Below are 26,612 nucleotides of genomic sequence, written 5' to 3'. Positions count from 1 at the left end.
TGCTGTCTTGAATTAATCCCAACGCTTAAAAACAAGCGAGGTGTTGATACCGCCAAAGGCAAAATTATTGCTCATAATATAGTCAGTATCCAATTTTTTAGTCGTGCCGACAATATAGTCAAGCTCACCACACTCTGCGTCGATGTTGTTCAGGTTTACGGTTGGCGCAAACCATCCCTCACGCATCATTTCGATACTTGCCCATGCTTCGATTGCGCCGCAAGCGCCTAGCGTATGACCAAGGTAACTCTTCAATGAACTAATTGGCATAGTTGCACCAAACACGGCAGAGGTCGCTTGCGACTCGGCGATATCACCGCGGTCAGTGGCAGTGCCGTGCGCGTTGACATAACCGATGGTCTTTGGCTCAAGCTGGGCATCCTTGAGGGCATGCCGGATAGCGACTTCCATGGTTGCTGCCGTGGGTTGCGTAACATGGGCGCCATCGGTATTGGTACCGAACCCCACAAGCTCTGCGTAGATGGTTGCGCCACGGGCTTTTGCATGCTCGAGTTCTTCAAGTATAAAGGTACCGGCGCCCTCGCCAATGACCAAGCCGTCGCGGTCGCGGTCAAATGGGCGGGGCGTGAGCTTCGGGTCGTCATTGCGAGTGCTGGTTGCGTAAAGCGTATCGAATACCACGGCTTCTGACGGACAGAGTGCTTCGGCACCACCGGCCACCATCATCTGCTGCTGGCCATATTTAATCGCTTCATAAGCATAACCGATGGCTTGAGAAGCAGAGGTGCAGGCTGAGCTGGTGGTGTACATACGGCCTTTTAAGCCGAAAAATACGCCGACGTTTACTGCCGTGGTGTGCCCCATACTCTTGATGTAGGTAGTGGCGTTAACGCCAGACATATCCTTGTTGGCTAACATATTACCAAACACGATCATTTCGTCTGTTGAGCCGGTTGATGAACCGTAGGCAACACCGCAGCGACCGTCTTTGATACTTGGCTCGTCGAGCAGACCGGCGTTTTCGAGTGCCAGCTCGCTAGCGCGGGTGGCCATGATACTAACGGTGCTCATCGAACGGACATCTTTGCGTGAGTAATGCTTCGGCCTTTGGAATGGCGGTTGAATTGGCGCTGCAAGTCGAGTGTTCAAGCCATCGAAGGCGTCCCACTCGGGCATACGAACGACGGCATTTTCGCCGTTTAATAAGCGCTTACGGAAATCTTGCCAGTTATCACCAAAAGCGGTAATACACCCCATCCCTGTCACAACGACCCGTTTCATTAGACTAGTCCACCATTAACTGAAAAAACTTGGCGCGTAATGTACGCCGCCGAATCCTCAAACAAGTACCCAACTAGACCTGCCACTTCTTCCGGTTTACCCGCCCGCTGCATCGGAATCATCGAGAGAATATGCTCTTGATGCTCTAAGTGGTCGGTCATCTCGGTTTCAATGAGTCCGGGGGCCACACAGTTGACGGTTATCTTGCGTTTCGCAAGCTCTAAAGCGAGCGCTTTGGTGGCACCAATCAGACCTGCTTTTGAGGCACTATAGTTCACTTGTCCGCGATTACCAGCAATCCCTGATACTGAAGCAATGGTAACAATGCGGCCGCCTTGGCGCAGACGAATCATTGGCATCGTTAGGGGCAGTAGCACGTTATAAAAGCCATCGAGGTTGGTATGAATAACACTATCCCAGTCGTCGTCTGTGAGTGCCGGAAACGCACCATCGCGGGTAATACCAGCATTGCAGACCGCACCGTAGTACGCACCATGCGTCTCAATGTCTGCTTCAATCGCGTTCCGGCAAGCCTCGCGATCCGCCACATCAAATTGTACTAAACTGGCCTCTTGGCCGAGTGCTTGGATTTCTTTGCAGACCTGCTCGGCAGCGCTGCGATCGCTGCGGCAATGGATCGCAAGATCGAACCCTTGCTGCGCTAATTTTAGCGCGATAGCTTTACCTATTCCTTTGCTAGAACCGGTTACAAGTACACGTTTACGCATAGGTATCCTCTATAAAAGCGGCCTCATCAGGCGGCTGGAAAACATTGATTTTGGCGCTCGCAATCGGCGTATCTAGGTGCCTTATTTCACATTCGAAAACGCTCAAACCTGAGCTTTCGGCATGGATTTCGGCAACATGAATAGCGTAGGTTTCTCCGAGCGCGAAGCAGTCAACTGAGCATCGATACTTGCGTGATCCTAACAAGAAACCAATCTTGATGTCTTCGCCAGCACCACGATTGCGATACCCTGCAGCGGCGGCAATCGTTTGTGCCATGAGTTCGATACCCACATGAGCAGGAAGTCCGCCAAGCTCCTCACGGTAATAAAGGTTATCGTTGGTGACCGTTACTTCGCAGTGTGCTGAAGCCGTGCCACTATCACCGCTAATATAGCGGTCAATTAAGAGCATAGGCGGGCGATGTTTTATTAGGTCTGTCAATAATGTCATGACTGATTTGCTCCTGCCTCGTTACGACTTAAAACGAGCGCCACGTTGTTACCGCCAAAGGCAAACGAGTTGCTCAAACAATGCTTGGCGCGGTGGCTGAGACCCCGCTCTGCAGTCACCAGTGAAAGTGGGGCAATGTCGGCATCGTAGTCGCCCGCATAGCAATGACGCGGGAGTTGTCCATCTGCTGCTTGTAAGGTGAGCCAACAGAGCGCCGCTTCGAGGGCGCCGGCTGCGCCAAGCGTGTGCCCAGTCATAGGTTTGGTTGAACTAGCGAGACTATGCTGCAGGCCAAGCTCGGTTAAGGCATAGGCTTCCATTGCATCGTTCAGTGGCGTCCCGGTGCCATGTAAATTGATATAGTCAATCGCCTCAGGGCTGAGCTTGGCTTCTTTAAGCGCCGCCGAGATAGCTAACTGTGCGCCGCGGCCATGCGGTTCTGGAGCTGTCATGTGATGCGCATCAGACGCATGCCCGGCACCGCTCAAATAAACTTGCGGTTGCTGTGGTTCAAGCGCTTCACGAGTTGCTACGAAGAATGCTGCGCCTTCGCCAATATTGATCCCATCGCGTTGCTTGCTAAAGGGTTGGCATAAACCTGATGAAGTCGATTCGAGTGCGCGGAAGCCATTAAGAGTCAGACGGCAAAGAGAGTCGACACCGCCGACAATTACTGCATCAACAAGGTTACTTTGGAGTAATTCGCGGGCGCTCATCAGAGCTCGGGCGCTCGACGAGCAGGCAATGGAAATACTGTAACGAGGCCCGCTGACGTCGCAATATGCGGCGATGAAATCCGCGGGCGCTGTCATTTCTTGCATCCGATAATTGAAGCTAGCCGGTAGAGCATGGTGCTGCGTGTAATGCTTTAATGCTTGCTCACCCTCCGCAATGCCCGAAGTGCTGGTACCGACAATGACACCAATACGATCGGCGCCAAAACGGGCTTTACAGCGCTCAATATCACTGCGTATGTTGGCTAGTGCGGCGGCCGCAAGGCGATTGTTACGGGTTTGAAAAAGCGCAGCCTGCTCAGCTAACGTCGGCAAAGCCTCATCAGCCACTTGCCCAACGATAAGGGGACTTGCGTCAACTAAACGCAGGTCGCTGGTCTGCATACCCTGCTGACTTCCAGCTACGGCGTTTTGCCAAACTTCTGTGGTGGTCGTGCCGAGTGCGCAAACAACGCCGAGTTGGTTTAAATACATGAATTATTGCCCCCCTTGCTGCGTGGGGAATTCTAGCATTTCCAATTGCAGTTGACGTAGCTCAATGCGGTAGTTGAAGGCGTGGTGTTCAACCACTAGGGTATTCCCCTGCTGTGTTAACTCCCACAAAAGCTCTTGGCTGGCGCTGTGTATCATTCGCCCTTGTTCGGTCGCTAGCAGTTTTGCGCCATGGAGTCGCGGCTGCAGATCCGCAATGGGCCAATTCACTAACTGCATGGTTGCCAGCATTTGCTTGACCAAGCGTGGCTCATCGAAGGGGGCAACACCTGTAGAACTGAAGCGTCCCGAAGCATCGAGTGCCGCGCGCCATAGTTCTTGGCCTAATGGGCTTAAGCCGACCATGGTGAGGCCTTTCGCACTGCGCGCACTGCTTACTTGCAAGCTGTGCTGGCCTTGCTCTGGGTGCGACCATTCGATCCATACCAGCTCTTGCTGTGCGGGGCCTGGCCAGCTGGTCGCGAGAGTGAAGCCGGCAGCGTCGCTGACGGGCGTCCACAGGGGATCACGCGACGGCGTTGCTTGGCAGCCGACGAGGAACATAAGTGTGGCAAGCGCTATTAAGATTCTTGGCATAATTCTGTCACTACTCGCAAACGCCGTTCACTTTCTCGCACAAACGGGTTGGTTAAGTCCCACGCATAGCCTGCTAAAATTGAGCAAATCATTTGCTTAATCGTCTCTTGTTGGTGGGGGTAAAAAATCACGTCTTGGAATGAGCAATCGTACCAGCCTTTAACGTAGGTTCGGAAGGTATCGATGCCCTTACGTAAGGGGACACTGTATTCATTTTGCCAATCGACTGTCTCGCCCTGTAACTCACGCAAAACGAGCGGTACCGCCATCACTGCAGACTTCAGTGCAATCGTGACACCGGAGGAAAAGACTGGGTCGAGAAACTCACCAGCGTTGCCAAGGAGGGCAAAGCCATCACCGTGAAGTTGTTTGACGTTCGCCGAATAGCCAGTGATCAATTGCTCATCGCGAATCACTTGATAGTCGCCCAACACCGCAAGCAAGTAGGGCTCATCATTGACTTTGTTCCACAGCGCCGCCGCAGCACCATTATCGTCAGTGAAGAAGCGCTCGCTGCCGACCACGCCCAAGCTGGCCGTGCCATCGGCAAAGGGGATCAACCAAAACCATATTTCAGGGTTGGTGGGATGCACCGTGATAAGAATTTTATTGCGATCAAACTTGGGGTGCGCAAGGTCGGTTTTGACATGACAAAAGGCTGCCTGGCGAACCGGAAAATCCGATGGGTACTCAAGATCGAGAAGTCGCGGTAGCACGCGGCCAAATCCGCTCGCATCAAGCAAGAAATCGCAACTCAACTGCTGTTCGCTGTCATCTTCGAGGTTGCGAACGCTAAGACTCGTCGGGCCGCCGTCGTTGGCGAGCGTCACTTGCTCCACTTGCATGCCATGGCGCACCTCTGCACCGTAGTTACGGGCTTGTTCAATCAGTAATTGATCAAATTTTTCGCGCTTCACTTGGTAGGTCGTGCCTGGGCCATTTGATGACTTAGCGGTAAAATCAAACAAAGTATGTTCACCGTCCCGATAAAATGCGGCACCGTCTTTAAACTGAAAACCGAGCTCTTGAGCATTCGCCTCAACTACTTCGCGCAAACCTGCTTCTTCTAAGTACATCATGCACTGAGGTAACAGGCTTTCGCCGATCGAAAAGCGTGGAAAATGTTGTCTTTCGAGTACTAAGACATTTTTATTTGCTTGCGCGAGAAGCGACGCAGCCGCGGCACCTGAGGGGCCAGCGCCAATTATGATCACGTCGTAATGGGGTTGAACTTGAGACACGCGACGAATTCCCTTTACACAGAGTGAGTTGAATTTGCAGTCGGCAGCAATGGTACGAGTACAGCCGTAACCGCTACGCCAATCAAAACGGTGGTACCGAATGCTGCGATGGCAGCAGTTTGACTAAAGCTAAGTGCACCAAACGCAAACATGGTCGTTAACGCCGAAATACTAATGGCTTGCAAGGCGTGCCCCCGTTGAATTCGGCTCGCACAGAAGATGCCATAATCAATACCGAGCACGATCACTAACATGGCACCGACCAGGTGAAAAGCATTTAGCGGTTGCCACAATGCGGCAATCGCTAAGGCACTACTAAGTGCTGTTACAATCACCGCGTTGACTTGAAGGCTCATAAGGCAACGTCGCTGCCAGTTTGCTTGCGGCAAGCGCCAAGACAAAATCGCAAATAGTAATAATAGTAATCCGGCCATCCACCACATAAGTTGATTTCGGTAATGGCCCAAAGCGTCGCTGGCTTGGGTCAACGGATTGTATAGTTCAGCCCCGCTGAAAGTTGCTAGCGCTTCGGTAAGTTTTTCATGCTGTGTAATACCTCGCAGTCGAATCACGCCAACAGCAGGTGAGTCTGCAGTCGCTGCGAGATAAATAAAGTCTTGCTGCAGTGGATGCCGAGGCAGGGCTGAAGTCTCGCGTTGAAGGGCTTCGGGGGCATCGATACCGAGCCAGGCAAGGTAGGTTTCCCCTGCCTTTGTTAGCCATAGCTTCTGCAATGTAGCCATTGTTTGCTGGCGTTGCTGTGGAGTGGGGACGTAGTCGTACCAGCTTTGCCAGCCACTCAGCCAACCTTGTTGCTGCCATTGCGCGAGGTGTTCGTGTACCGCTGCATAGCGCTGCTGAAGTTCACTTGCTGTCGGCGCTTGCAGCAAAATCACGTCAGCGTCGTAAAACGCTTGTGTCTGCGCACGCATGTGTTGTTCCTGTGCCAGCAACTCAGGGGTTGATGTTGCCAGTAAGCGCACCGAGTCATCACTGCGGTAGTTCTGCCATACAGCAACAGCGCTAGCAACAGCTAGAAGCAATAGAAAGCTTGCTCGGAATCGTGGTGAAAAGCGCTGGAAGAATTCTGCGGCTGCAAAGTGTAGGCGTTGCCAAGAAGCCGTTGGCGCTTTGTTTATTCCCAACTGTGGAATAAGCAAAACGAGTCCAGCAACTGTCACCAAAGCGGCTGCCATAAATATACCAAGTTGTTGTAGTAATGGCAGTGACAGAAGCGTTAGGAGCAAGAAGCCAACAATGGTTGTCCCGGCACCGAGCAGCAAGGCTGGCACGACGTGTCGCCAGTTGTTGCTGCCATGACTGGCACCGATGCTGGCATGAAAAACATAATCAATACAAAGCCCAATCAGGGTTGTAGCGAAGACCATGGTCAACACATGCGGCGCGCTGAAAAACCAAACTACAGCGGTTACGCCAACGAGAGTGGAGACGCCCAACACCAACATGCTATAGACCAAGTGCTGAAATGAACGAAATACGAGGGCAAGTAAGATGAGTACGAACATTAACGATAGGCCACCAAACCAAGTGATTTCGAGCTTAGCTTGACTCGCGGCCGCGTCGGTATGAAAGACTAGGCCGCTGCGGGTCACCTGATGCGGTAGCTCTGTTTCGTCAAGCGAAGCAAGCATAGCGTCAACCCGTGCAACGATAGCGCGTGCATTAGCTTGACTAAGAGTGTCGGCTGAACTGGTCAAGGCGACTAAAAACGTTGTTTGCGTCGCTGAGCTGCGAACATAAAGTGGTGCTTGATGTTCGAAACCTGGCAGTGGGTCGGGTAGCGCCTCAACGAAGCGTTGACTCAATAACAGGGGATCTTGGCGAATGTCCATCCATAGCGGGATTGGCTGCTGCAGACGCTGCTGGGCTTGCGCAATCAATTGCTGTGGCTGATTCTGTAAGAGCTGCAAGTCCCCTGACGTGGCCCACTGTCCCGCAGTGGCGGTATACGTTTGCAGGAAGTCCTCACCACCAGTTTGCCCAAGTGGAAGAATCTCTGGTTCACCTTGACTAAGTTGCGCGAGCTGCTGGCGCAATGCCGTTGAAAATAATTCAGCATCTTCCTTGCCAACAGTGAACATTAGCATAAAGCGTTGCTCATTAGGCTGCTGCTGCGCAACATAAACTTGGTGAGCTGGGTCTGCTTCTTGCGGTAAAGTATCGACCAAGCTGCTTTGCCACATGACGGATGGCAGACGTAACCATAATAAAGCTGCTGCGACCAAACTAAGAAGGCCGATAAGCAACCACGCGGTAAGCCTATTGAGCCTCAACACCGACTGCAGCCTTTGGTTGGAAGCTAATCACGCTTTGATTCCCTTGTTGCTCGACTAAGCGAATGGTTTCGATGGCCGCCACGCCACAACTTTCAATGCTGGCGACAAATTGCTGAAGCTGCTGTAGTTTTGGGGTCAAAACCAAGCATTCCTCTTGTAGCTCCGTGGCGAAGTTGCGCGCAATAGCATTAGCGTCGCCTTGCAGCACAGCGAGTAACAATTCGGCGATAACTTCGCTACCACGCAGCTTCGGTTGTTCATCGCTGTGGATCCCCGTTGCGTTGATGACGAGCTTCTGATCAAGGGGTTGTTGGGTATGCCAAATCACTTCGTCGGCGGCAATGGTCAATTGACCAGAGCTCAGCAACGGTCGTGGTAAACCTTGAATGGTACGCTTTTGCTCGAACTCTACAACGAACGGTAGAGGCTGTTGTTGCTGTTGGAGAAATTCAACTACCTCGGGCGCTAATTGGGGTTCTTCCGTGCGTGCTTCAGAGCCGAGCAAAACAGCGCTCAGTAAGAGAGAAAGCAACATCCTTAGCGCCTGTGACGCCATCATGAGCGCGTTACTCCCAATTTCTCGAACAAGATATCCGGTGACTCAAACAACATCTCTTCTGTGTCGATCGCCACTGCTACTTGGATACTGGTCGCTTTCGTCAGCACTTTTTGTGTGTCGCAACAACGAATCACGTAATCAATGCGTAAGCGGTGTTCCCACTCGGTAAGTTTTGCGAGGACTTCTATATCTTGGCCGTAACGCGCAGACGCCACATATTTGACGCGCAAATCGACGATGGGCCAAATATGGCCGTTGGCTTTCATGGTGGGGTAGTCATAATCAAATTGGCGCAGCAATTCGCTGCGGGCCATTTCCATGTACTTCACATAATGGCCATGCCAAACCACGTGCATGGCGTCGACATCAAAAAACGGGACGTTAATCTTTAAACGCGCTTCAAACATGCTTAATCCTTGTAGAGTTCCCAGCGTTGCTGTCTTGTTTGCTCCAGCCAGTAACGTAACTCAGCTTCCAACGGGCGATCTTCGTCGACCAAGGCGAAGTCATTAGCTATATCGGCTAACATAGCTTCTACCACGGCAGCTGGTTGACGAAGCTCAGGCGTCGCTTGGCGGCGCAACTGCACCCCTTGATAGGCTGCTAGGAGTGTCGCAACGAGTACTTGCTCAGTCAGCTCTAAGACACGTAGACAATCGCGTGCGGCAATAGTGCCCATGCTTACTTTGTCTTGATTATGGCACTCGGTAGAGCGGGAAAAGACACTTGCTGGCATAGTCAGCTTAAGGGCTTCGGCGGTCCATGCCGAGCAGCCGATTTGCACAGCTTTGAAACCGTGGTTAATACTGGCGCGCGGACCGCTTGCCGCCGACAAATTCGCCGGCAGGCCATTATTCATTTTAGTGTCCATGAGCAGCGCCATTTGGCGATCATGTAAATCAGCCAGATTGGCAACGGCGGTTTTCATGCTGTCCATTACCATCGCGATGTGCCCACCGTAGAAATGCCCGCCATGGAGTACGTGTTCGCCAATACCATCAATTATGGGGTTGTCATTGGCGCTGTTGAGTTCATTTTCGATGGTTTCAGCAAACCAAGGTAGCGCATCACGTAAAACGCCGATAATGTGCGGAGCGCAGCGAATAGAATAGCGGTCCTGCAGTCGATCCGAGTTACGCGGATGTTCAACATGATTAATATCTTGCTGGATCCAGCGTGCGACATCTTGCTGACCGCGATGCGGTTTTACCGCAAACAGCAGTTCGTCAAAATGGTTACTGTTGCCATCAAGCGCAATACTTGCAAGTGCCGTCACCCGGGCGGACAAACGGCTTAAGTAGTCGGCACGATGCCATGCTTGGCATGCAAGCGCGGTCATCACCGCAGTACCATTCATGATGGCCAAGCCTTCTTTGGGGCGTAACTGCAGCGGCAGTAGGTCAAGTTTAGCGAAGGCTTCTTTGCTATTCATTGTGGTGCCGTTAAAGTGCACATCGCGTTCGCCAATAAGCGCTCCAGCGACATAGGATAACGGAGTGAGATCGCCACTCGCGCCGACACTTCCTTCTTCGGGGATGAGTGGGAGCACGCCTTCGTTAAGCATCACCACCAACCGCTCTAGGAGTTCCCAGCTTACCCCTGAGTAGCCTTGGGCGAGAGAGCAAAGTCGCGTCGCTAAGATTGCGCGTACACTGCTGGCGTCGAAATGCCGACCTAAGCCACAGCCATGAAATCGCGTTAAATGAATAGGCAGCTCGTGCGCCAGTTCGGTTGGAACCGTCACCGTGCAGCTATCGCCGTAACCGGTTGTCACGCCATAAATAACGCCATCTTCACGCAGTAGGGTATCGAGAAAACGAGTGCCAGCTGCGATGCGCTCGCGCAAGCTTGGATCTTCGCTGAGCTGGGCTTGTGCCTCACCTTTACTTAAGCGGACAATATCGTTGATGGTCGTGCGTTTACCACCAAACTGAACATTTTCAATCGGCATTACCTACTGATCCTTCTGTTGTTGCTGCGGTTTCCTGCTGTTGCCAAAAGTCGAAAAAATTAAACCACTGATACGGGTAGTGTCGACACAACGTCTCTAGCTTGGCGATGTACTGAGATAAAATAGCATCAATATGTTGCTGGCGGCTGCGCCGCGGTAACTGCAGTTGCGCAGTGACGAAATCTAAGTGCAAATCATAGCCTGCGCCAGTGCTATTGCGTAGACAGAACAAAAAGTACACCGGACACTCCAGAATACTCGCCAAAACCCAAGGGCCAATGGCAAATTGCGCAGGTTTACCGAGGAAATGATGGTGAACGCTTTGGCTCGGGTCGGTGACCGAGGTGCGGTCGCCGACAATGACAACAAATTCCCCTTGGTCGACGCGCTCGCGCAACATAATGGCCAGTCCCATATCGATATTGGTTACCTGAATTACATCCACCGTGACATTGGGATTTAACTCGCGTAGCGCGCGGTTAAAGGCTTGCGCATGCTCGGTAAAGACCAGCACATTCATGCGTTTACTATAGCTACTGCTGGCAATTGCGCGGGCAACTTCTAAATTACCTAGGTGACTGCCAATCAACACCCCGCCCTCGGGCCGCTGCTCCAGATCACGGAAATGAGTATTGCCGCAGTTTTGCACATGCTGTTTACGAATGCGGCCAATCCAAGCATCGGTTTTTTCTAATGAAGCTAAGCCGAATTGCCAAAAATGGCGCAAACTGTCACGCCAAGTCGGTACGCTAGCAAACGGCGAAGCGTCGCCACTAAAGTTGTGGAGTCGGCGTAAATAGTCCAATGATGCACGTCGAGCATTCCCGCCGGTTAGGAAAAAGTAGAAAATGACCGGTGCGAGCACTAAGCGCATCAGTACATGCCCGCCATACTTATAGGCACGCAGGACAATCAGAATACCGAGGTAACTGCCGCGTTCTTCAGTTGCCGCCCAATGCTTCATACTGAACTCCCACGCAGGCGACGCCAGATAAGTAGAGGTGCGCGCCGCAACATACCAAAGAATAAGCGTGTATGCATTTTGGAAATAAGCCAATTATCAGCAAACGCCTGAAAGTGTGAACGACCGCCCTCGGGGTAAATAACTTGTGTGGGGATAAAGCGAATTGGGGTTCCGCGCCAATACATGCGCACCATGATCTCAATATCAAAATCCATTCGAGTCCCCGGACGGTGCTCGGCTATCGTTGCCAAAGTCGTCTCAAGCGGATAGACGCGAAAGCCGCACATGGTATCTTTGACACGCAGAGAAAGTGTTTCAATGTGTACCCAGAAATGGGTGATCTTGCGCCCGATTTTGCGCGACATTGGCATTGATGCATCGTATTGCGGGGCGCCGCTAATAAGTGCCTCTGGATACCGTTCTGCTTGCTGCCAGAATTCAGGTATGTCCCGCGTGTCGTGTTGGCCATCAGCGTCAATCTGCAAGCCGTGGGTCATTCCGGCGGCATGGGCCTGCGCCAGCCCGGCCATCACCGCACCACCTTTACCGGTATTTTCAGCTAATGTGTGCAGTTGCAAAAAAGGCGTGCGCGCAACTAATTCGGCGAGAACTTGTTTCGTTGCGCTATCAGAGCCATCATCAACGATAAAAATCGGTAGCTGATAGGGCATGAGCGCCGCGACTGTCGCGGCAATAGTTTCATGATGGTTGTAGATTGGAATAATAAAACAAGCACGCATAATTAGGCCGCGGAATTAAAAATTAAGCGCCCAGAGGAGTACGCTTTGTCGTTATGTTGATAACGAAACACGACGCAATCATCGCGTTTCCACTCTAAAGTAAGCGTGACCTCAGCTTTGGGTAAAATCATGTCATTAAACTTTAAAACTTCGATGGTGCGAACCGTGCGTGGCGTTTGCCAGTGGTCAGCGGCCAATTGAATGGCCCAGTCGAGCTGGGTTACGCCGGGGAGCAGCGGTGCCTCAGGGAAGTGCCCCTGCAGATACAGGCAGTCAGGCGTGACTGCAAACTGCGCACGTAAATGGCGACGACCGCTTTCATCAATGCTCTCGGAGAGTTGCGTAAACTCAGGGTAATGAACTGTCATACATCGCCTTCTGCATCGGTAGTGTTAAACAGTGCTTGCAACATGGCATAGGTTGTTTTGCCGCTGCTATTGCAAGGTATTGCTTCAACATAACGGAATTTGCGCGGTAACACGACTTTATCGAAGCGTTGTTGCAGGTGTTCTCTTAGACGCCGACGGAGCGACAGGCGACCTTCGCTGGCAAGGAGCTGTTGGCCGTATGTCGTTAACACCACGACCAAACCGAGCGCGCTGCGTGGCTGATGGAGCAGCACACATTTTGCTTGGCGTACCCAGGGCAGCGTTTCACAAAAATGTTCTAATTCCGCGAGTGAAACCCGGTTTTCGGCAATCTTCACAATGCGATCGGCGCGGCCTAAAACCTTAAACTCATTCGCATCGAGTAACTCGACTTTGTCGGCGGTAGTGTAAACCTGTTCACCGGGTAAGTGCGGCGATTGCACTTGTAATAGGTTATCGCTATCGACCGTCAGCTTAATACCTGCAAAGCGTTGAAATGCTTGTTCACCTTGGTTACGTTGACGCCAGCCAATACCGCCGGTTTCGGTGCTCCCGTATACCTCGATGGGTGCGAGAAAACCTGCATTTCGAAAACGCTGAGGTACAGCGGCGGCGAGTGGGCCTCCTGAGGAGAAAACAGCGCGCAAATCACCGCTACCTTCGCGCAGGTGTTCCAGCTCAGTAAAGCGGTCGAGGTGCGCAGGGCTACTTACCAATAAATAATTATCTGCTTGCTGGTGATAAAGCTGCCATTGCTCCAGGTACTCGATTCGCTGAGGAACTAAACAACGACCTGAACATATGGGCCAGAGCAGGGTGAACAACAGCCCATAGATGTGCTGGTGAGAAATGGTGGTGACCACCGCAGCATCGCCGACGCGTTCGCCGAAGGTCGCCTCAAGTGTTTGCACTTCGTTAAAGAGTTGGCGTGCAGATTTTTGAATAGCTTGTGGTGTGCCACTCGAGCCAGATGTAAAAAGCGTGAGAGGGGTCGTCAGCGGACCTCTCAGTGGGCGAACGTCTTGTTCACTCGAGCGTTCAGGAATTTGCGCCGGTAACGCCGCTTCAATCTCCTCAGCGACCAAGCGTAACGTCTCTTGTTGCTGGTTCTGTGGCATCACGGCTTGACGGTCTTCTGCAAGTAAAGCAAACAACCAAACGGCGCAACGATAACTATCAGGTTCAAACAACAGCCAGCGCTGTGCCGCTTGCGACTGTAGCCAGTGTCGCGCAGCATCAACATCAGCCTGGAACTCTTGCCAAGGTGCGCTTTGGGGCAGCACTAAAAACCAATTAGTGGTGTCGCTTTTTAACCACATAGCGAATACCTAGCTCGATAGTGAAGAGAGAAGCCATCAGTACATAAGCAATGACGCCGTTGTACCAAGTCCAAATGCTCAAGCTTGCTTGGGTAGCGGTCCACCATGCGATGCTGCCATTAATCAGAAAAAATACCGTCCATATTTTGGTGACATTTTCGGTATAACGCACACCGCTCGGTGGGAGCTCGCCCTCCATTGCCTGCGCGATTCGCGTGATGATTGCAGGCTTTTGCCAAAGTGAGCTAGCAAAGAGGACAAAAAAGCCAAGGTTCATCCAAACTGGATAAAACAGTGCGGCTTCTTGCGGACTGGCAATCCAAGCCACAATCAGCACCGCCAAGGTGGCAAAAACGACCACATAACTGCGCGGTTGTCGCCAGTCAGCAAGCCACAATTGCGGTAGCACAAACAAACACAGTACCCACCATAAATGTTGGCTTTGACCTGCATGCACCAAGCCTGCGACCCATAAGGGATAGGTCGCTAGGCAGAGTAATGACAGGACACGCAAAACACGCATCATTAGGCTGGTTCTTGAATGAGTTTCAGAACCTCATCTACAACATCTTCGACGGTGCGAACCGCTTTAAATGCATCTGGACTGATCTTCTTTCCGGTGATCTCACGTAACTTCACCACGAGGTCTACTGCATCGATGCTGTCGAGATCGAGATCTTGGTATAGATTGGCGTCTAACTTAATCTCTTCAGCATCGATCTCAAAGTCCTCCATGAGGATCTGTTCAAGCGTTTGATAAACGTCTTCTCTGGTTTGCATGGTCGTTCTTATCCCTTTTGACTGGCAATAAACTCAGCCAACGTATTTACACTATAAAAATGCTTCTTGGTGTCTGCGGAGTTGGCATCAAGTTTGACATCGAACTTCTTTTTGATGGCGAGCCCAAGTTCCAGTGCATCGATGGAGTCAAGATCGAGGCCATTGTCTTCATCGCTAAACAGCGGTGCACTATCGTCAATATCGGTCACGCGAACATCTTCCAAATCGAGTGCTTCGATAATTAACGTCTTCAGCTCAAGTTTTATATTTTCCATTACTTTCGAGTACCTTGTTGTAATAAGCTTCGAGATCCCGTGTAAGTTGGCGCGCGGCGATGCTCGGTTGTTCTGTTTGATAGCTGGTGGTCGGTACAGCGCGCAGAAACTCAATGGTCAATGTTGGTTTCTTTGGCGGTGCACAGTACCAAGGCTCATTCTTTATTAGGGTGACAGGGTCGCAGCAGATACGTAGAGCCATCATGTCATTTTGCGTCCGCAGTGCTAAATTCGCTGGGCCGCGCTGAAAGCGAAAAGGCTTACCCGGCTCCGTCCGCGTTCCCTCCGGGAAAATAATTAAATTATTGCCTTGGGCGAGGGAGCGTTCACAATCGATGATCAAGCCCTCGGGGTCACCATTACTAATATAACCCGACGATTTTATCACACCTCGCATAAAAGGATTACGCCAAAGATGGGCTTTCACCACACAGTCGGCATTCGGCACAAATGAAATTAACGCGACAATGTCAATCAAGCATGGATGGTTCGCAATGATCACTTGTCCGCGACAGTGTTGCAATTGTTCACGAGCTGGAAAAGCAAAGTTGAATACCCCAGTAAAGCGCATAAAGCCAATGAAAAAGCGAAAAGTGCGTTGCACCATGGCCTTTGCCATTTGCTGTTGTTTTTCCGGTTCGCCGTAGGCCCGCAGTTTTAATAATGGGAGAGCGGTGAGTGACATTACCAGACCACCTAAACCAAACACCGCAAAACACAGCCCTGTGGCGAAGCGCCGCCATGTGTGATTGCAAAATTGTAGTACCTTAGCCAACATGCCAACTCCAGAGCGCTTGTTCACCTTGGACTTGAACCTTGCCGCTGCGGCGCTCAGCAATGAGTTCATGCAGTTGCAAAAGGGGCTCTAGCAGTCCCGTTGGTGAAGACGATGGGGCCCGCTCAAAGGTAACAGTGTGGCCCTGATTTGCACTCAGCAATACCGCCATAGCAACAGCCTGTTCAGGTAATTCGGCATGTTCGGTATAGGGCTCGGGCGGCGGCTCATCAACGTAGATAAACAAAACTTCAGATGCCTGCTGCAACTGCAGGCCAGCCTCTAACCACCCCATGGCAAAAGAATCGGCGCCAGCAGCAACAGTTGTCATCGCCGCGGTGTTCTCAAGCAAGATGCTGAGTTGGCCTAAAGCGGCATTGTTCACCGATAAGCTGAACTGCGTGGGTGACAGCGGTTGTTCAGTCGCAAGGTCATGTAAGAGTCGAACGGTACGGTGTAAGTCGCCGTGTTGCGTGGCCAATACGATAGGTGCTGTTTGAATCTGTGGATGCGCATCGAGCAGTTGGTAAACCACACGAACGAGCAACTTCGCATAGGGGCTCAAACGCCGCCGCGTTCCTGCCGGCAATGCTCGTAGCGGATCGTTCTCAACGACATCGTCTTGTAACGCTAAGGCACTGGCCTTGGTGAATAGTTGCATGGGCAGATTTCGACTGATTGAGTGCGCAAAAAAAGAAGCGGGATAATACACAAAGCCGCAGTTGTTTTCAAAAAACTAACACTTGCTCTTAGGGTTCGGCAATGCCTGGATAAGGGCGTTGATAATTTTCTAACGCGGCGGGCAAGCGAGCAAGCGTTTTTTTCAATGCTTCCAAGGCTGCGCTGCGCGCCACAGCCTTTAGCAGAGCGCCAGCAGGGTCAGCATAGCCTTGATAAAGGATGGTGATGCTGCCGTCCTCATTAGGCTGGAGTTGCCACTCAGCAGCAAGAGCCGTCATACGAACGCCATGTGGGGGTACCTTATAGTCGTCGTTAGCATTCTCTACCTTGATAGTTACGATGTGACTTATGGGGTCTTGCTGCCAGACGCTACGGGTGACCATGTCACGCCGCGCGACCAAGAAAAACCCGGAAAACACCGTATGCACGACATGCGTATGGGCATCAGGTTGGGCAATGACGGTGGCTTTTTCTGCTCGCGCTAACCACGTTGAGATGCGATCAACATCTTCGAGTAAATGCAGAAAGCTTCCGAGCCTCGCGTCCACGACCGTGTTGGCACGGAGCTCAAGGATACCGTTGGCGCGTTCGCGGTAATCGATTTGATAATGCGGATTGGCAACGGCTTGTTGCCAATCACTATGTTGCTGCGCTTGGGCATCACCGCTAAACAGATACCCGAATCCACAGGCTAGGACACAGATCCCGCGCGCGACGTGGTGCATTTAGGGCTGCAACGCCTTCACTTGAATGTTCATTTGAATATCATGCCGAAGATTATTTACCCAGCGGTTGTAATTGCGGTGAATGCGCTTGCCGTCACGGCTCAAGTCGAGGTTGTCAGAGGCAACGTAATAGATAGAAAAGCCTTCGGTCGAATAAGGAATGCGAACTTTAGCGTAATGTTGACGCACATACAGTTCCGCATGTAACTCATCGTCGCTATAGTCACTCATCGCCCATCCACGTTGCGCACCTGCCTCAATGATCGCCATGCGAACTTGTTCATGGCTGAGTTGGTGATTGATGGTTGCGGCTTGCACATCGTTAATAGGGGCGCTAGTTGAGCAGCCCATTAAAGTCAGTCCTAGAGCGCACACAGCGATACATTTCACGATAGAGAAGTTCATACAAAGTTCCTTTTTAGGTTAGCGTATAAGCAACAACTTCAATGCTTGGTTGACGGGCACAAATTCTGTCGCACCGCTACCACAATGATAAGCGCCAACGAGGATTTCGTCACCATGTTGCAAAAAACTCGAGCTCATCCACCATTGCTGAGTATCTTGCGCATTCGTTTCGCAGGGTAGCGGTAGCTGGGCTAACCGCTCGATACTGGGTAAATGCCACTTAATCTCGGCGGTCGTAGCGCGGTTGAGTTCAAAGATAAACCGTTTGGCGCTATTCCAGGGTGTCGGTGTTGGGTGGTAACAGGTTTGCGTCGCCACTGATAAAGATGACGCGCATTCAGGTAGAGCGGCCTCTGTATCGGCGAGGGCAAAGACTAAAAAAAGTGAAGCAAACACTGTTTGGTTCCTCTGTGCAGACTAGAGTTCGCGTAACACCGCCCAAAATATCCAAATCCAACCGATAATGAAGCAGGCGCCACCGATGGGGGTGATCGGACCGAACCAGCGAATACCGGTTAATGCCATCAAATACAAGCTGCCGGAAAAGAGTAGAATACCTGCGAATAAAATCCAGCCACCGGTGCGTAAGCCGCCGGCATTAGGGTAGGGGATCAGGAGTGCGGCGACCATAAACAAGCCAAGTGCGTGATAGATGTGATACTGCACGCCGGTCTGAAATACAGTTAGCATTTCAGGTGAGAGCCGCGCTTTTAATGCGTGTGCCCCAAATGCACCGAGAATTACCCCAAGTGCCATATTGATTGCACCTAACATTGCGAATAGTTTCATTGTATGCCTAAGCTTTATTAATTGAATGCCACCTACTTTATCGCAAAAGGAGTCGAAATGCGTGTTGCAAACGCTGAACAAGCGCTAGAAATTTTATCCGATGATGACGTCATTTGGTGTCAGTCGATGGCAGCAACGCCCTATAAACTATTGCAACGACTCGCTGAAGTGGCGTTGCAACGCCGCAATATGACTTTACTGCAATTGCATACCGAACATAGCGAAGTGTTGTCTGATCCAGCGCTGCAGGGACATTTACGCCAGCGTGCGTTTTTTGTTGGTAAGTCGACTCGTAGTGCCGTCAACGAAGGGCTTGCCGATTATGTTCCTATTTTCTTGTCGGAAATTCCCAAACTATTTCGTTCCGGCGAACAGCCACTTGATGCTGTATTGATACAGGTGTCTGCGCCCGATGGGCATGGTAACTGTAGTTTAGGGATCAGTGTCGAAGCAACGCGGGCAGCGCTGCAGGTTGCCAAAAAGGTGATCGCGTGGGTCAATCCGATGATGCCGCGCACGCATGGTGATTCGTTTATTCATGTCAGCCAGATCGACCGCTATTTTGAAGAAGCGGCGCCGATGCCGATTCATGAGCGCCCAGCGCAAAGTAAGATCACCACGCGTATCGGCGAACGTGTGGCTGAGCTCATTGATGACGGTGATTGTTTACAGATGGGAATCGGCGCTATTCCAGACGCCACGCTTGCATGTCTTGGTCACCACAAAGATCTTGGTATTCATACCGAGATGTTTTCGGATGGCGTGTTACCGCTGGTCGCGAGTGGCGTCATTAATAATTCCCGCAAGCGCAAGCATCGCGGGCGTATCGTGACGACCTTTGCCATGGGCAGTCAGCAGCTCTATGACTTCGTCGATGATAATCCACAGTGTGCCTTCTTGGACGTGGAGTACACCAACGATACTTCGGTGATCCGCCAGAATAAGCAAGTGATGGCGATTAATAGCGCTTTGCAGGTCGATGTGACGGGCCAAGTGTGTGCCGACTCGATTGGCACCAAAGTCTATTCCGGCGTCGGCGGACAAATGGACTTTGTGCGCGGCGCAAGTTTGTCTGAAGGTGGCCGCTCTGTGATTGCATTACCGGCGACAGCTTGTGGCGGCAAAGTTTCTCGGATCACGTCGCTGTTAGCGCCTGGCGCAGGGGTGGTGACGACACGTGCGCATGTGCACTATGTGGTGACGGAATATGGCGTCGCGAACCTGCGTGCAAAGAGCCTTACTGAGCGTGCAACGGCGCTGATTCTTATCGCTGCGCCGCAATTCCGCGAGCAACTGGCGCGCGAAGCACGCAACGACTGGGGATTGCAAGTACACATCTAACTGTCTGTAACTACTCACATAGGAGTAGTCCCGCTGTACCTCTGACGAGCAGAGGTACAGCCTCCATTCGTTGATATCGATCAATTCTCCTCTTTGTACTAGGCTTACAATCACATTCAGAAGTATCTGAATCAATGGTCCATCAAGGAGGACTCCCATGCTTAAAAAGAAGCTCGTAAATACGCAACTCAACGTTGCTTCGTTAGCGTTGCTAAGCGGTATCACAGCGCTCGCATTTTCCATAGCACCAGCCTTTGCTGATGAAGATGGTCAGGCGGCCTATGCGAAGAATTGCCAAGCCTGCCACCAGCCAAACGGCAAAGGTCTGCCGGGTGCATTCCCTCCACTTGCGGAGAACCCGAATGTAGACGGCCAACCTAATTATGTAGTGCAGACTATCTTGCAAGGTAAGTCTGGACCGCTAGAGGTGAATGGCCAGAAATACAACGCGATGATGCCGCCAATGCAACATCTAGACGATGACACCATTGCGGCGATCACCAATTATGTGCTTTCCAGTTGGGGTAACTCTGGCGCCAAGGTCGATGATGATGACGTCGAAGACGTGCGCGTCGAACTAGGTCTAAAAGACCGCGCCGCGGGCAAGCCTCATGCCGATGCGACCGTTGCTGAAGTGAAGTATAAAGGTGCACCTTCGGCGGTGAAAGGCGGCAAACAGGTGGTGACACCTGGAGCGCCGAGTATGACTGAGGAGGAGTTCGCGCTAGCGCAGGAAATTTACTTCCAACGCTGTGCTGGCTGTCATGGTGTTTTACGTAAAGGTGCTACAGGTCTGCCGTTGACACCGGACATCACGCAAGAGAAAGGCACGGATTATCTGAAAGCGCTGATTAATTACGGCTCACCAGGCGGAATGCCAAACTGGGGAACCTCGGGCGAACTCACTGAAGAAGAAATTGAGCTGATGGCTCACTTTATTCAACATGAGCCGCCAACACCACCAGAGTGGGGCATGCCAGAAATGAAAGACAGCTGGGTCGTGCATGTGGCACCGGAAGATCGCCCTACCGAGCCGCAACATGACTACGATGTCGATAATATGTTCGCAGTCACACTGCGTGATGCAGGTCAAGTTGCAATCATCGATGGCGCTAGCAAGAAGGTGCTCAACTATGTGGAAACTGGCTACGCTGTGCACATTTCCCGTGCTTCGAGCTCAGGTCGCTACTTCACCACGATTGGGCGAGACGGCAAAATTGATTTGATAGACCTTTTCATGTTCCCACCGCAAGTGGTTGCAGAAATCAAAATTGGTCTAGAAGCACGGTCTGTGGAGAACTCGCGTTATAAAGGTTACGAAGATAAGATTGCTATCGCTGGCGCGTACTGGCCACCTCACTACGTGTTGATGGACGGTCAAACCTTGGAACCCCACAAGATCGTTTCAACGCGTGGCATGACAGTGGACACACAAGAGTATCACCCAGAACCACGGGTTGCTGCGATTGTGGGTTCACACAAGCATCCTGAATTTATCGTCAACGTTAAAGAAACCGGTCAAATCAAATTGGTCAATTATGCCGATATCGATAACTTGCAGGTGACAACCATCGATGCTGCGCCATTCTTGCATGATGGCGGTTGGGACCGTTCTGGACGCTATTTCATGACTGCTGCGAATGAGAATGACACCATTGCTGTGGTTGATGCGTTGGAACGTGAACTCGAAGCACTCGTACCGGTCGAGCGTATTCCGCATCCGGGGCGCGGTGCCAACTTTGTTGATCCTGAATTTGGTCCGGTCTGGGCGACCAGTGCTCTGGGTAATGCCAACATTACTTTGATCGGCACAGACCCAGAAAATTACCCTGATCAGGCCTTTAAAGTTGTACGTATCCTCGAGGGACAAGGCGGTGGCTCGTTATTCATCAAGACCCATCCGAAGTCAAATAATCTGTGGGTAGATACCCCGTTGAACCCATCAAGTGATATTGCGCAGTCAGTAGCAGTGTTCGATACGCGCGATTTCAGTAAAGGTTATGAAATATTACCTATCGCTGAGTGGGCAGACTTAGGTCCAGGTCCAAAACGTATCGTGCAGCCTGAATACAACATGGCGGGTGACGAAGTTTGGTTCTCAGTCTGGAGTGGTATGGAAGAAGAGTCTGCGATTGTGATTGTCGATGACAAAACACGCAAACTGAAACATGTCATTAAAGGCGAGAAAATCGTTACGCCGACTGGCAAGTTCAATAACTATAACACTCGCAACGAGGTGTATTAATGGTAGGACTGCAGTTCAGGCTAGGGATTGCCTGTGGTGCAGCACTGTTTGCGGTGGCAGGTTCTGCCACCGCACAACAGGACGACACCCAGGAAAAGGTAGTTGCTGACGAAGTAATTACCATTGTTGCCCACCGTCAGCCGCGCGAACTAAGCGAAGTGGCTGGCACGGTTAGCGTCATTAGCGCTGATGAACTGGCGCGTGACTTAGTCTTAAATGCGAACGATCTCTTTCGTTACGAAATGGGAGTAGAGCTTGATGACACTAGTTCTCGCTTTGGTCACAGCGGTTTTCGTATTCGTGGTATTGGCGGTAACCGCACCGCCATTGTCGTCGACCAAGTAGCGCTCGCAGACCGTTTTGCCGTAGGTAGTTTTTCTGACACTGGGCGTGGTTTACTTGACCTCGGTTTAGCCAATCGCGTGGAAATACTGCGTGGTCCCGCTTCAACTCTATACGGTAGTGATGCGCTTGGCGGCGTTGTCGCCATCGAAACGCTGAGCGCCGATGATGTTCTGTATGGCGCAAACCGAGGTACACGGGTGCGCCTTGGTGCGTCGACGGATGCGCAACGTGGCTATGGCCGCGTTGCTACAGCTTGGAGTGGCGGTGATCACAGTGTGCTGATTGCCGGTGCCGCCCAATACCGTGAGGAACTCGATGCTGCCGCGGCGACGACCCATGATCCACAGCGCATACGCCAAACTGGGGCCTTGTTAAAGTGGCAGACCTACACTGATAAGGGGACCTGGCAGTTAAGCTTTGATGCCCTGCGTGAACGTCGTGAAACCGAAGTGTTGCACAGCTTAGGTAGTGGTCGACAGGCCAGCACTACGGCGCTATCCGGTGACGATGAGCGCTATGAATGGCGTGCCATTTTGCGTTTCCGCAGTGAACCTAATTGGCTTTCTGAGCGCGGTGAGTGGCGTTTGTATGTGCAAGAAGCACAAACCCAGCAAAACTCTTTTGAAGAACGCGGCGTACTCGCCGAACCGCTCAGTATCTTCCGTGGTTTTCGCTATGATTATGACAGTTATGGCCTAGCCGCCGACCTTGAAACCGAATTTGCAGTGGGCGATATGCGGCATCGCTTAGGTTACGGTTTTGAATTCAGTCGTGCAGAGGTATGGGATGAGCGCGATGCATGGCAATGGAATCAGATCCAACAAACCGCAACCAATGTCCTACTCGGTGAGACGTTTCCCCTGCGAGACTTTCCGCGGAGTCAGATTGACGAGGTTGGTCTCTATTTACATGACGAAATGCGGCTCTGGCGTGATGGCCCAAGCCTAAGTCCAGGCCTACGCTATGAACGTTATGCATTGCGAACACAACAAGATAGTTTGTTTGCTGAACGCTATCCGAATAGCGATGTGACCGACTTAACCCATGACGCTTGGCTACCGAAGTTAGGCCTGCTATGGCCGTTAACTGACAACGCCGAATGGTTTGCGCAATACGCACGCGGCTATCGGGCACCGCCATTTGCCGATGTCAATGTAGGTTTGTATTACCCGCAGTTCCGTGTGTTGGCGATTGCGAACCCTGATTTAAAGCCGGAGCGTGGTTACACCTTTGAAACGGGACTACGCTGGCGCTCACACCAGGCTCGGGCAAGTCTAACTGCATTTCATAACCGTTATAGTGACTTCATCGAAAGTCGCGCTGCATTGGGGTTTGATCCGCAACGCGGGTTGCTAATTTTTCAGTCGATTAATCGCGACAAAGTAGTGGTAGAGGGACTCGAGGCAAGCTGGGAGCGCGACTGGACAGCGCGTTGGTCAAGTGAATTGTGGCTTCAGTACCTGCGTAGTGAAGATAAAAATAGCGGCGAACCTGTGGCTTCTGTGAGCCCGCCATCGATGCTTGCCGCAGTGAGCTATGCGCCGCCAAGCATGAACTGGGAAAGCCGTTGGGTAATGCGTGCGCAGCGAGGGCAAAAGCAACTTTTTAATGCCGATGAAGAGGCGCTTTTTGCCGCACCAGGTTACGCGACATTCGATTGGTTAATACAATGGTATCTTAGCCCAGATCTACAACTAGGAGCCGGTCTCTTTAACCTGACGGATAAAACCTACTGGCAGCCAGCTCAAGTCAATGGCTATCTCGCCTCTGATCCGGTCGTGCCACTGCTGTCGCAATCAGGGCGTCATCTTCGGCTCACATTGGACGTACGTTTTTAGTAAAAACTGAAAAAAAATATTGACAAGTGTGCTGTTCGCCTCTATATCGTCAGTGTCGCAAGAGGCGAACGATTTTCCCTGTAGTTGTTGGTCTGGAGGAAGGCATACAATGGCAACGATCAACCGTGATTTCATCACCAAGAAGCCGTTTAACGACTTCAAAAATTATCCTTACGGGTTTGCCCGTTCAGGCGATTTTTCTATTCGCGAAGCTGAGCTGTTGAGCCAGCACGGGAGTTTGATTGCGGCGCTGATGAACGTTGAGGTTGAACCTATGTCGGCTGAAGAGCAGTCGCTTCTTGCTGTTGCTCGCGGTGAGAAAGCTGCTGAGACGACCGTAGAAAAAGCTTGGTCGAAGTATCAAGCGCGTATCAACCGTCCGAAAGTTGGCAGCATGTACGGCCGTAGTCGCTACACTGATGAGGCGTTTGAAATTTCCGGCGGCGATGACGACGACTTGGTAGTTGAAGACTAATCAAAAAAAGCCGCGCTCAACCCAAGGTCGTAGCGCGGCTTAGCTTTCTTTTGCTCGTTTAATTTTGCTCGCGAGCGATCGCTCGATGTGCGATATCGGTACGATAGTACACATCTTCCCAGCTAATTTTACTTACCCCTGCATAAGCTTTCTGCTGAGCTAAGCTGACCGAGTCGGCGATTGCCGTGACACACAATACCCGGCCGCCCGCGGTCACAATATCGCCATTTTCGAGGCGTTGCGTACCGGCATGGAAAACTTTGGTGTCACTGGTGTCTGCATCCTGTAAACCGCTAATAACTTTACCCTTAGCGTAGCTTTCTGGGTAACCACCCGCGGCCATCACCACACCCACAGTCGCACGTGGATCGAAGTCGATGACTTGTTCGGCCAAATTACCGGCGCAAGCAGCTAAACAGAGTTCAACCAAGTCCGATTGCAAGCGCATCATGATCGGTTGAGTTTCTGGGTCACCAAAACGACAGTTGTACTCGAGCACTTTTGCGGTGCCGTCGGGCGCAATCATCAAACCTGCGTACAGGAACCCAGTGTAGGGGTGACCTTCACTTGCCATACCTTCGACCGTGGGTTCAATGACATGCTCCATCACCCAGTTGTGGACGTCAGGCGTAACTACGGGAGCAGGTGAATACGCTCCCATCCCACCAGTGTTAGGACCTTTATCGCCGTTATCACGCGCTTTGTGATCTTGGCTGCTGGCAAAGGCTAAGGCTGTTTTGCCGTCAACCATAACGATAAAGCTTGCTTCTTCGCCAACTAAAAACTCCTCGATCACGACGCGGCTACCGGCGTCACCGAACCGATTTCCGGCGAGCATATCGTCAATGGCGGCGAACGCTTGTGCTTCCGTCTCGGCGATGATCACGCCTTTTCCAGCCGCAAGGCCGTCAGCTTTAATGACAATCGGTGTGCCTTGTTCGCGTACATAGTCTTTCGCCGCATCAACCTCGGTAAAAATACCGTAGGCAGCGGTTGGAATGTTGTGGCGCGCGAGAAAATCTTTGCTAAATGCTTTCGAGCCCTCAAGTTGCGCGGCGCCTTGAGTGGGACCAAAAATATTGAGCCCCGCGGCATTGAAGGCATCAACAACACCGGCAACCAATGGCGCTTCAGGCCCAACTATGGTCAGCCCGACCGCATTGTCCTGCGCAAACTTCAGCAGGCCTTGAATATCATCTGCGGCGATAGCCACATTTTCGAGCTTTAATTCAGTCGCAGTGCCGGCATTACCCGGTGCAACAAAGACGGTTTCGACCTGCGGCGATTGTGCCGCTTTCCATGCCAACGCATGTTCACGGCCACCGCCGCCAATCACAAGTACATTCATGTCGTATCGACTCTCTTGTTTCGCTTATGAGGAAGATTCTGGTTTTCTAAATTTCAAGGTAAAACGGTCACTCTCACCAATGCCTTGATAGCGTTCACGGTCTTGTTCGCCGAGACCGAGCGTTGGTGGTAATGTCCATACGCCACGCGGATGGTCAGCGGTATCATCAGGGTTCGCATTAATGTCGCTGGCCTTGACTAATTCAAAACCGGCGGCCTCAGCAGCCTTAACCGCTAAGCTTTGTTTCATGTAACCTGAGCTATCCATATGCGTGTTAGGGCGGTTCTCTGGTAAACGGTGATCAACCACCCCTAAAATACCGCCTGGCTTCAAGGCTTTATAAAAGGTGGCAAAGGCTGCTTCGACACCTGCTTCGCCCGCGTTCATGTACCAGTTATGCAAGTTACGGAAGGTTAGTACGCGATCCGCTGTTCCCGCTGGTGCAATAGCACTGTCTTCGGTGGGCGCAAATTCGGTTACTTCGATGGCGCTGAAAGCAGGATCTTTTGCCACTCGCTCAATAAACGCTTTGCGTGAATTAACGTAATACTCGCGCGTTTCAGATTGTGGGAAGTGCGCAGCGTAGAGCTTGCCATTTTCTTTTAAGTAAGGTGCAAGAATCTCGGTATACCAACCGCCACCTGGCCAGATCTCAACCACTGTCATATCCGGTTCAACCTCGAAAAAGGTCAGTGTTTCGATAGGATGACGGTGGCGGTCGCGGCTCAGGTTGTCAGCTGAGCGCGCTGGATTATTATTCACCGCTTGCTCAAGGCTCATGCTACTTGAACTCGTGGCTTCCGGACTCTCAGAACAGCCGACTAGCATACTCACACTAGCTGCTAAGGTAATCATTGCTAAGAAGTTTTTCATGGTTACTTCCTTTAGTTGCTGCTATCGACGGATAGGGGTTGTTTAATCCTAGCCG

The 26,612-nt window shown here is 51.7% G+C and carries 29 protein-coding genes; 4 read left to right on the top strand and 25 right to left on the bottom strand.

The window, feature by feature from the left end:
- Positions 1 to 12: 12 nt before the first annotated feature.
- The 23 genes from CWE21_RS06090 to CWE21_RS05980 form a co-directional block, all read right to left on the bottom strand.
- Positions 13 to 1,242: a beta-ketoacyl-ACP synthase gene (locus CWE21_RS06090; protein ID WP_126833567.1), complete on the bottom strand. Its 1,230-nt coding sequence runs from the start codon at positions 1,240 to 1,242 to the stop codon at positions 13 to 15.
- A complete protein-coding gene (locus CWE21_RS06085; RefSeq protein ID WP_126833566.1) occupies positions 1,242 to 1,970 on the bottom strand; it encodes a 3-ketoacyl-ACP reductase FabG2 in 729 nt (242 codons plus the stop codon). The genes CWE21_RS06090 and CWE21_RS06085 overlap by 1 nt, the downstream gene beginning before the upstream one ends.
- A complete protein-coding gene (locus tag CWE21_RS06080) occupies positions 1,963 to 2,421 on the bottom strand; it encodes a hotdog family protein (RefSeq protein ID WP_126833565.1) in 459 nt (152 codons plus the stop codon). The genes CWE21_RS06085 and CWE21_RS06080 overlap by 8 nt, the downstream gene beginning before the upstream one ends.
- Positions 2,418 to 3,629 carry a beta-ketoacyl-ACP synthase gene (locus CWE21_RS06075; RefSeq protein ID WP_126833564.1) on the bottom strand — a complete coding sequence of 404 codons (1,212 nt, stop codon included), beginning with the start codon at positions 3,627 to 3,629 and terminating at the stop codon, positions 2,418 to 2,420. The genes CWE21_RS06080 and CWE21_RS06075 overlap by 4 nt, the downstream gene beginning before the upstream one ends.
- A 3-nt stretch (positions 3,630 to 3,632) precedes the next feature.
- Complete coding sequence (locus tag CWE21_RS06070; RefSeq protein ID WP_126833563.1) at positions 3,633 to 4,223, bottom strand: DUF3261 domain-containing protein; 591 nt, start codon at positions 4,221 to 4,223, stop codon at positions 3,633 to 3,635.
- Positions 4,208 to 5,464, bottom strand: coding sequence for an NAD(P)/FAD-dependent oxidoreductase (locus CWE21_RS06065; protein WP_126833562.1), 1,257 nt, complete (start codon positions 5,462 to 5,464; stop codon positions 4,208 to 4,210). The genes CWE21_RS06070 and CWE21_RS06065 overlap by 16 nt, the downstream gene beginning before the upstream one ends.
- A gap of 14 nt (positions 5,465 to 5,478) precedes the next feature.
- The gene (locus CWE21_RS06060) at positions 5,479 to 7,761 is read right to left on the bottom strand and encodes an MMPL family transporter (RefSeq protein WP_126833561.1); all 2,283 of its coding nucleotides are present in this window, start codon (positions 7,759 to 7,761) and stop codon (positions 5,479 to 5,481) included.
- Positions 7,745 to 8,296 carry an outer membrane lipoprotein carrier protein LolA gene (locus tag CWE21_RS06055; RefSeq protein WP_157982736.1) on the bottom strand — a complete coding sequence of 184 codons (552 nt, stop codon included), beginning with the start codon at positions 8,294 to 8,296 and terminating at the stop codon, positions 7,745 to 7,747. The genes CWE21_RS06060 and CWE21_RS06055 overlap by 17 nt, the downstream gene beginning before the upstream one ends.
- 20 nt (positions 8,297 to 8,316) lie before the next feature.
- The gene (locus tag CWE21_RS06050) at positions 8,317 to 8,727 is read right to left on the bottom strand and encodes an acyl-CoA thioesterase (RefSeq protein WP_126833559.1); all 411 of its coding nucleotides are present in this window, start codon (positions 8,725 to 8,727) and stop codon (positions 8,317 to 8,319) included.
- Positions 8,728 to 8,729: 2 nt separating this feature from the next.
- Entirely contained in the window at positions 8,730 to 10,271 is a 1,542-nt protein-coding gene (locus CWE21_RS06045; protein WP_126833558.1) for an HAL/PAL/TAL family ammonia-lyase, read from the bottom strand.
- Positions 10,261 to 11,235, bottom strand: a complete 975-nt coding sequence (locus CWE21_RS06040) for an LpxL/LpxP family acyltransferase (protein ID WP_126833557.1) — start codon at positions 11,233 to 11,235, stop codon at positions 10,261 to 10,263. Before CWE21_RS06040 ends, CWE21_RS06045 begins: the two co-directional genes overlap by 11 nt.
- Positions 11,232 to 11,975, bottom strand: a complete 744-nt coding sequence (locus tag CWE21_RS06035) for a glycosyltransferase family 2 protein (protein ID WP_198675076.1) — start codon at positions 11,973 to 11,975, stop codon at positions 11,232 to 11,234. Before CWE21_RS06035 ends, CWE21_RS06040 begins: the two co-directional genes overlap by 4 nt.
- Before the next feature lie 2 nt (positions 11,976 to 11,977).
- A complete protein-coding gene (locus CWE21_RS06030; protein ID WP_126833555.1) occupies positions 11,978 to 12,343 on the bottom strand; it encodes a 3-hydroxyacyl-ACP dehydratase FabZ family protein in 366 nt (121 codons plus the stop codon).
- A complete protein-coding gene (locus tag CWE21_RS06025; protein ID WP_126833554.1) occupies positions 12,340 to 13,662 on the bottom strand; it encodes an AMP-binding protein in 1,323 nt (440 codons plus the stop codon). Before CWE21_RS06025 ends, CWE21_RS06030 begins: the two co-directional genes overlap by 4 nt.
- Positions 13,637 to 14,188 (bottom strand): COG4648 family protein, encoded by a 552-nt coding sequence (locus CWE21_RS06020; protein WP_126833553.1) that lies wholly within the window; start codon positions 14,186 to 14,188, stop codon positions 13,637 to 13,639. The genes CWE21_RS06025 and CWE21_RS06020 overlap by 26 nt, the downstream gene beginning before the upstream one ends.
- Positions 14,188 to 14,442 (bottom strand): acyl carrier protein, encoded by a 255-nt coding sequence (locus CWE21_RS06015; RefSeq protein WP_126833552.1) that lies wholly within the window; start codon positions 14,440 to 14,442, stop codon positions 14,188 to 14,190. The genes CWE21_RS06020 and CWE21_RS06015 overlap by 1 nt, the downstream gene beginning before the upstream one ends.
- Before the next feature lie 8 nt (positions 14,443 to 14,450).
- Positions 14,451 to 14,717 carry a phosphopantetheine-binding protein gene (locus tag CWE21_RS06010; protein WP_126833551.1) on the bottom strand — a complete coding sequence of 89 codons (267 nt, stop codon included), beginning with the start codon at positions 14,715 to 14,717 and terminating at the stop codon, positions 14,451 to 14,453.
- The gene (locus CWE21_RS06005) at positions 14,698 to 15,402 is read right to left on the bottom strand and encodes a lysophospholipid acyltransferase family protein (RefSeq protein ID WP_241970230.1); all 705 of its coding nucleotides are present in this window, start codon (positions 15,400 to 15,402) and stop codon (positions 14,698 to 14,700) included. Before CWE21_RS06005 ends, CWE21_RS06010 begins: the two co-directional genes overlap by 20 nt.
- 82 nt (positions 15,403 to 15,484) lie before the next feature.
- The gene (locus tag CWE21_RS06000; RefSeq protein WP_126833549.1) at positions 15,485 to 16,153 is read right to left on the bottom strand and encodes a beta-ketoacyl synthase chain length factor; all 669 of its coding nucleotides are present in this window, start codon (positions 16,151 to 16,153) and stop codon (positions 15,485 to 15,487) included.
- A gap of 88 nt (positions 16,154 to 16,241) precedes the next feature.
- Positions 16,242 to 16,898, bottom strand: a complete 657-nt coding sequence (locus tag CWE21_RS05995) for an START domain-containing protein (protein ID WP_126833548.1) — start codon at positions 16,896 to 16,898, stop codon at positions 16,242 to 16,244.
- Complete coding sequence (locus CWE21_RS05990) at positions 16,899 to 17,303, bottom strand: hypothetical protein (protein ID WP_126833547.1); 405 nt, start codon at positions 17,301 to 17,303, stop codon at positions 16,899 to 16,901.
- Between the two features lie 18 nt (positions 17,304 to 17,321).
- Positions 17,322 to 17,699, bottom strand: a complete 378-nt coding sequence (locus tag CWE21_RS05985; RefSeq protein WP_126833546.1) for a hypothetical protein — start codon at positions 17,697 to 17,699, stop codon at positions 17,322 to 17,324.
- A 21-nt stretch (positions 17,700 to 17,720) separates the two neighbouring features.
- Positions 17,721 to 18,092, bottom strand: a complete 372-nt coding sequence (locus tag CWE21_RS05980) for a DUF423 domain-containing protein (protein WP_126833545.1) — start codon at positions 18,090 to 18,092, stop codon at positions 17,721 to 17,723.
- A gap of 57 nt (positions 18,093 to 18,149) precedes the next feature.
- Between CWE21_RS05980 and CWE21_RS05975 the strand changes: the two genes are divergently transcribed.
- The 4 genes from CWE21_RS05975 (at position 18,150) to CWE21_RS05960 (ending at position 24,336) form a co-directional block, all read left to right on the top strand.
- Positions 18,150 to 19,433 carry an acetyl-CoA hydrolase/transferase family protein gene (locus tag CWE21_RS05975; RefSeq protein WP_126833544.1) on the top strand — a complete coding sequence of 428 codons (1,284 nt, stop codon included), beginning with the start codon at positions 18,150 to 18,152 and terminating at the stop codon, positions 19,431 to 19,433.
- Positions 19,434 to 19,590: 157 nt separating this feature from the next.
- Positions 19,591 to 21,678, top strand: coding sequence for a cytochrome D1 domain-containing protein (locus CWE21_RS05970; protein WP_126833543.1), 2,088 nt, complete (start codon positions 19,591 to 19,593; stop codon positions 21,676 to 21,678).
- Positions 21,678 to 23,861 carry a TonB-dependent receptor domain-containing protein gene (locus tag CWE21_RS05965; RefSeq protein ID WP_126833542.1) on the top strand — a complete coding sequence of 728 codons (2,184 nt, stop codon included), beginning with the start codon at positions 21,678 to 21,680 and terminating at the stop codon, positions 23,859 to 23,861. The genes CWE21_RS05970 and CWE21_RS05965 overlap by 1 nt, the downstream gene beginning before the upstream one ends.
- 109 nt (positions 23,862 to 23,970) lie before the next feature.
- Positions 23,971 to 24,336: a MaoP family protein gene (locus tag CWE21_RS05960; protein ID WP_126833541.1), complete on the top strand. Its 366-nt coding sequence runs from the start codon at positions 23,971 to 23,973 to the stop codon at positions 24,334 to 24,336.
- A gap of 58 nt (positions 24,337 to 24,394) precedes the next feature.
- On the opposite strand, the gene purD is transcribed toward CWE21_RS05960, so the two are convergent.
- Together purD and CWE21_RS05950 are read right to left on the bottom strand one after the other, a co-directional pair.
- Positions 24,395 to 25,684, bottom strand: coding sequence for a phosphoribosylamine--glycine ligase (gene purD / locus CWE21_RS05955; protein WP_126833540.1), 1,290 nt, complete (start codon positions 25,682 to 25,684; stop codon positions 24,395 to 24,397).
- A gap of 24 nt (positions 25,685 to 25,708) precedes the next feature.
- Positions 25,709 to 26,512 (bottom strand): class I SAM-dependent methyltransferase, encoded by an 804-nt coding sequence (locus CWE21_RS05950; RefSeq protein WP_241970239.1) that lies wholly within the window; start codon positions 26,510 to 26,512, stop codon positions 25,709 to 25,711.
- Positions 26,513 to 26,612 lie beyond the last annotated feature (100 nt).

It is taken from the genome of Pseudidiomarina aquimaris, assembly GCF_003987395.1.
GTDB classification, from domain to species: Bacteria; Pseudomonadota; Gammaproteobacteria; order Enterobacterales; family Alteromonadaceae; genus Pseudidiomarina; species Pseudidiomarina aquimaris.
This window is presented reverse-complemented; position numbering and strand designations above follow the sequence as displayed.

Bases quoted from the DNA above. Each gene is read 5' to 3' on its own strand.
- CWE21_RS06035 (WP_198675076.1), bottom strand. From the start codon at position 11,975: ATGCGTGCTTGTTTTATTATTCCAATCTACAACCATCATGAAACTATT.
- CWE21_RS05960 (WP_126833541.1), top strand. From the start codon at position 23,971: ATGGCAACGATCAACCGTGATTTCATCACCAAGAAGCCGTTTAACGAC.
- CWE21_RS05990 (WP_126833547.1), bottom strand. From the start codon at position 17,303: ATGAACTTCTCTATCGTGAAATGTATCGCTGTGTGCGCTCTAGGACTG.
- CWE21_RS06000 (WP_126833549.1), bottom strand. From the start codon at position 16,153: ATGCAACTATTCACCAAGGCCAGTGCCTTAGCGTTACAAGACGATGTC.
- CWE21_RS06020 (WP_126833553.1), bottom strand. From the start codon at position 14,188: ATGATGCGTGTTTTGCGTGTCCTGTCATTACTCTGCCTAGCGACCTAT.
- CWE21_RS05950 (WP_241970239.1), bottom strand. From the start codon at position 26,512: ATGCTAGTCGGCTGTTCTGAGAGTCCGGAAGCCACGAGTTCAAGTAGC.
- CWE21_RS05995 (WP_126833548.1), bottom strand. From the start codon at position 16,898: ATGCACCACGTCGCGCGCGGGATCTGTGTCCTAGCCTGTGGATTCGGG.
- CWE21_RS06005 (WP_241970230.1), bottom strand. From the start codon at position 15,402: ATGTCACTCACCGCTCTCCCATTATTAAAACTGCGGGCCTACGGCGAA.
- CWE21_RS05970 (WP_126833543.1), top strand. From the start codon at position 19,591: ATGCTTAAAAAGAAGCTCGTAAATACGCAACTCAACGTTGCTTCGTTA.
- purD (WP_126833540.1), bottom strand. From the start codon at position 25,684: ATGAATGTACTTGTGATTGGCGGCGGTGGCCGTGAACATGCGTTGGCA.
- CWE21_RS06030 (WP_126833555.1), bottom strand. From the start codon at position 12,343: ATGACAGTTCATTACCCTGAGTTTACGCAACTCTCCGAGAGCATTGAT.
- CWE21_RS06090 (WP_126833567.1), bottom strand. From the start codon at position 1,242: ATGAAACGGGTCGTTGTGACAGGGATGGGGTGTATTACCGCTTTTGGT.
- CWE21_RS06085 (WP_126833566.1), bottom strand. From the start codon at position 1,970: ATGCGTAAACGTGTACTTGTAACCGGTTCTAGCAAAGGAATAGGTAAA.
- CWE21_RS06080 (WP_126833565.1), bottom strand. From the start codon at position 2,421: ATGACATTATTGACAGACCTAATAAAACATCGCCCGCCTATGCTCTTA.
- CWE21_RS06040 (WP_126833557.1), bottom strand. From the start codon at position 11,235: ATGAAGCATTGGGCGGCAACTGAAGAACGCGGCAGTTACCTCGGTATT.
- CWE21_RS06045 (WP_126833558.1), bottom strand. From the start codon at position 10,271: ATGCCGATTGAAAATGTTCAGTTTGGTGGTAAACGCACGACCATCAAC.
- CWE21_RS06070 (WP_126833563.1), bottom strand. From the start codon at position 4,223: ATGCCAAGAATCTTAATAGCGCTTGCCACACTTATGTTCCTCGTCGGC.
- CWE21_RS06010 (WP_126833551.1), bottom strand. From the start codon at position 14,717: ATGGAAAATATAAAACTTGAGCTGAAGACGTTAATTATCGAAGCACTC.
- CWE21_RS06050 (WP_126833559.1), bottom strand. From the start codon at position 8,727: ATGTTTGAAGCGCGTTTAAAGATTAACGTCCCGTTTTTTGATGTCGAC.
- CWE21_RS05975 (WP_126833544.1), top strand. From the start codon at position 18,150: ATGCGTGTTGCAAACGCTGAACAAGCGCTAGAAATTTTATCCGATGAT.
- CWE21_RS05965 (WP_126833542.1), top strand. From the start codon at position 21,678: ATGGTAGGACTGCAGTTCAGGCTAGGGATTGCCTGTGGTGCAGCACTG.
- CWE21_RS05980 (WP_126833545.1), bottom strand. From the start codon at position 18,092: ATGAAACTATTCGCAATGTTAGGTGCAATCAATATGGCACTTGGGGTA.
- CWE21_RS06015 (WP_126833552.1), bottom strand. From the start codon at position 14,442: ATGCAAACCAGAGAAGACGTTTATCAAACGCTTGAACAGATCCTCATG.
- CWE21_RS06055 (WP_157982736.1), bottom strand. From the start codon at position 8,296: ATGTTGCTTTCTCTCTTACTGAGCGCTGTTTTGCTCGGCTCTGAAGCA.
- CWE21_RS06025 (WP_126833554.1), bottom strand. From the start codon at position 13,662: ATGTGGTTAAAAAGCGACACCACTAATTGGTTTTTAGTGCTGCCCCAA.
- CWE21_RS06075 (WP_126833564.1), bottom strand. From the start codon at position 3,629: ATGTATTTAAACCAACTCGGCGTTGTTTGCGCACTCGGCACGACCACC.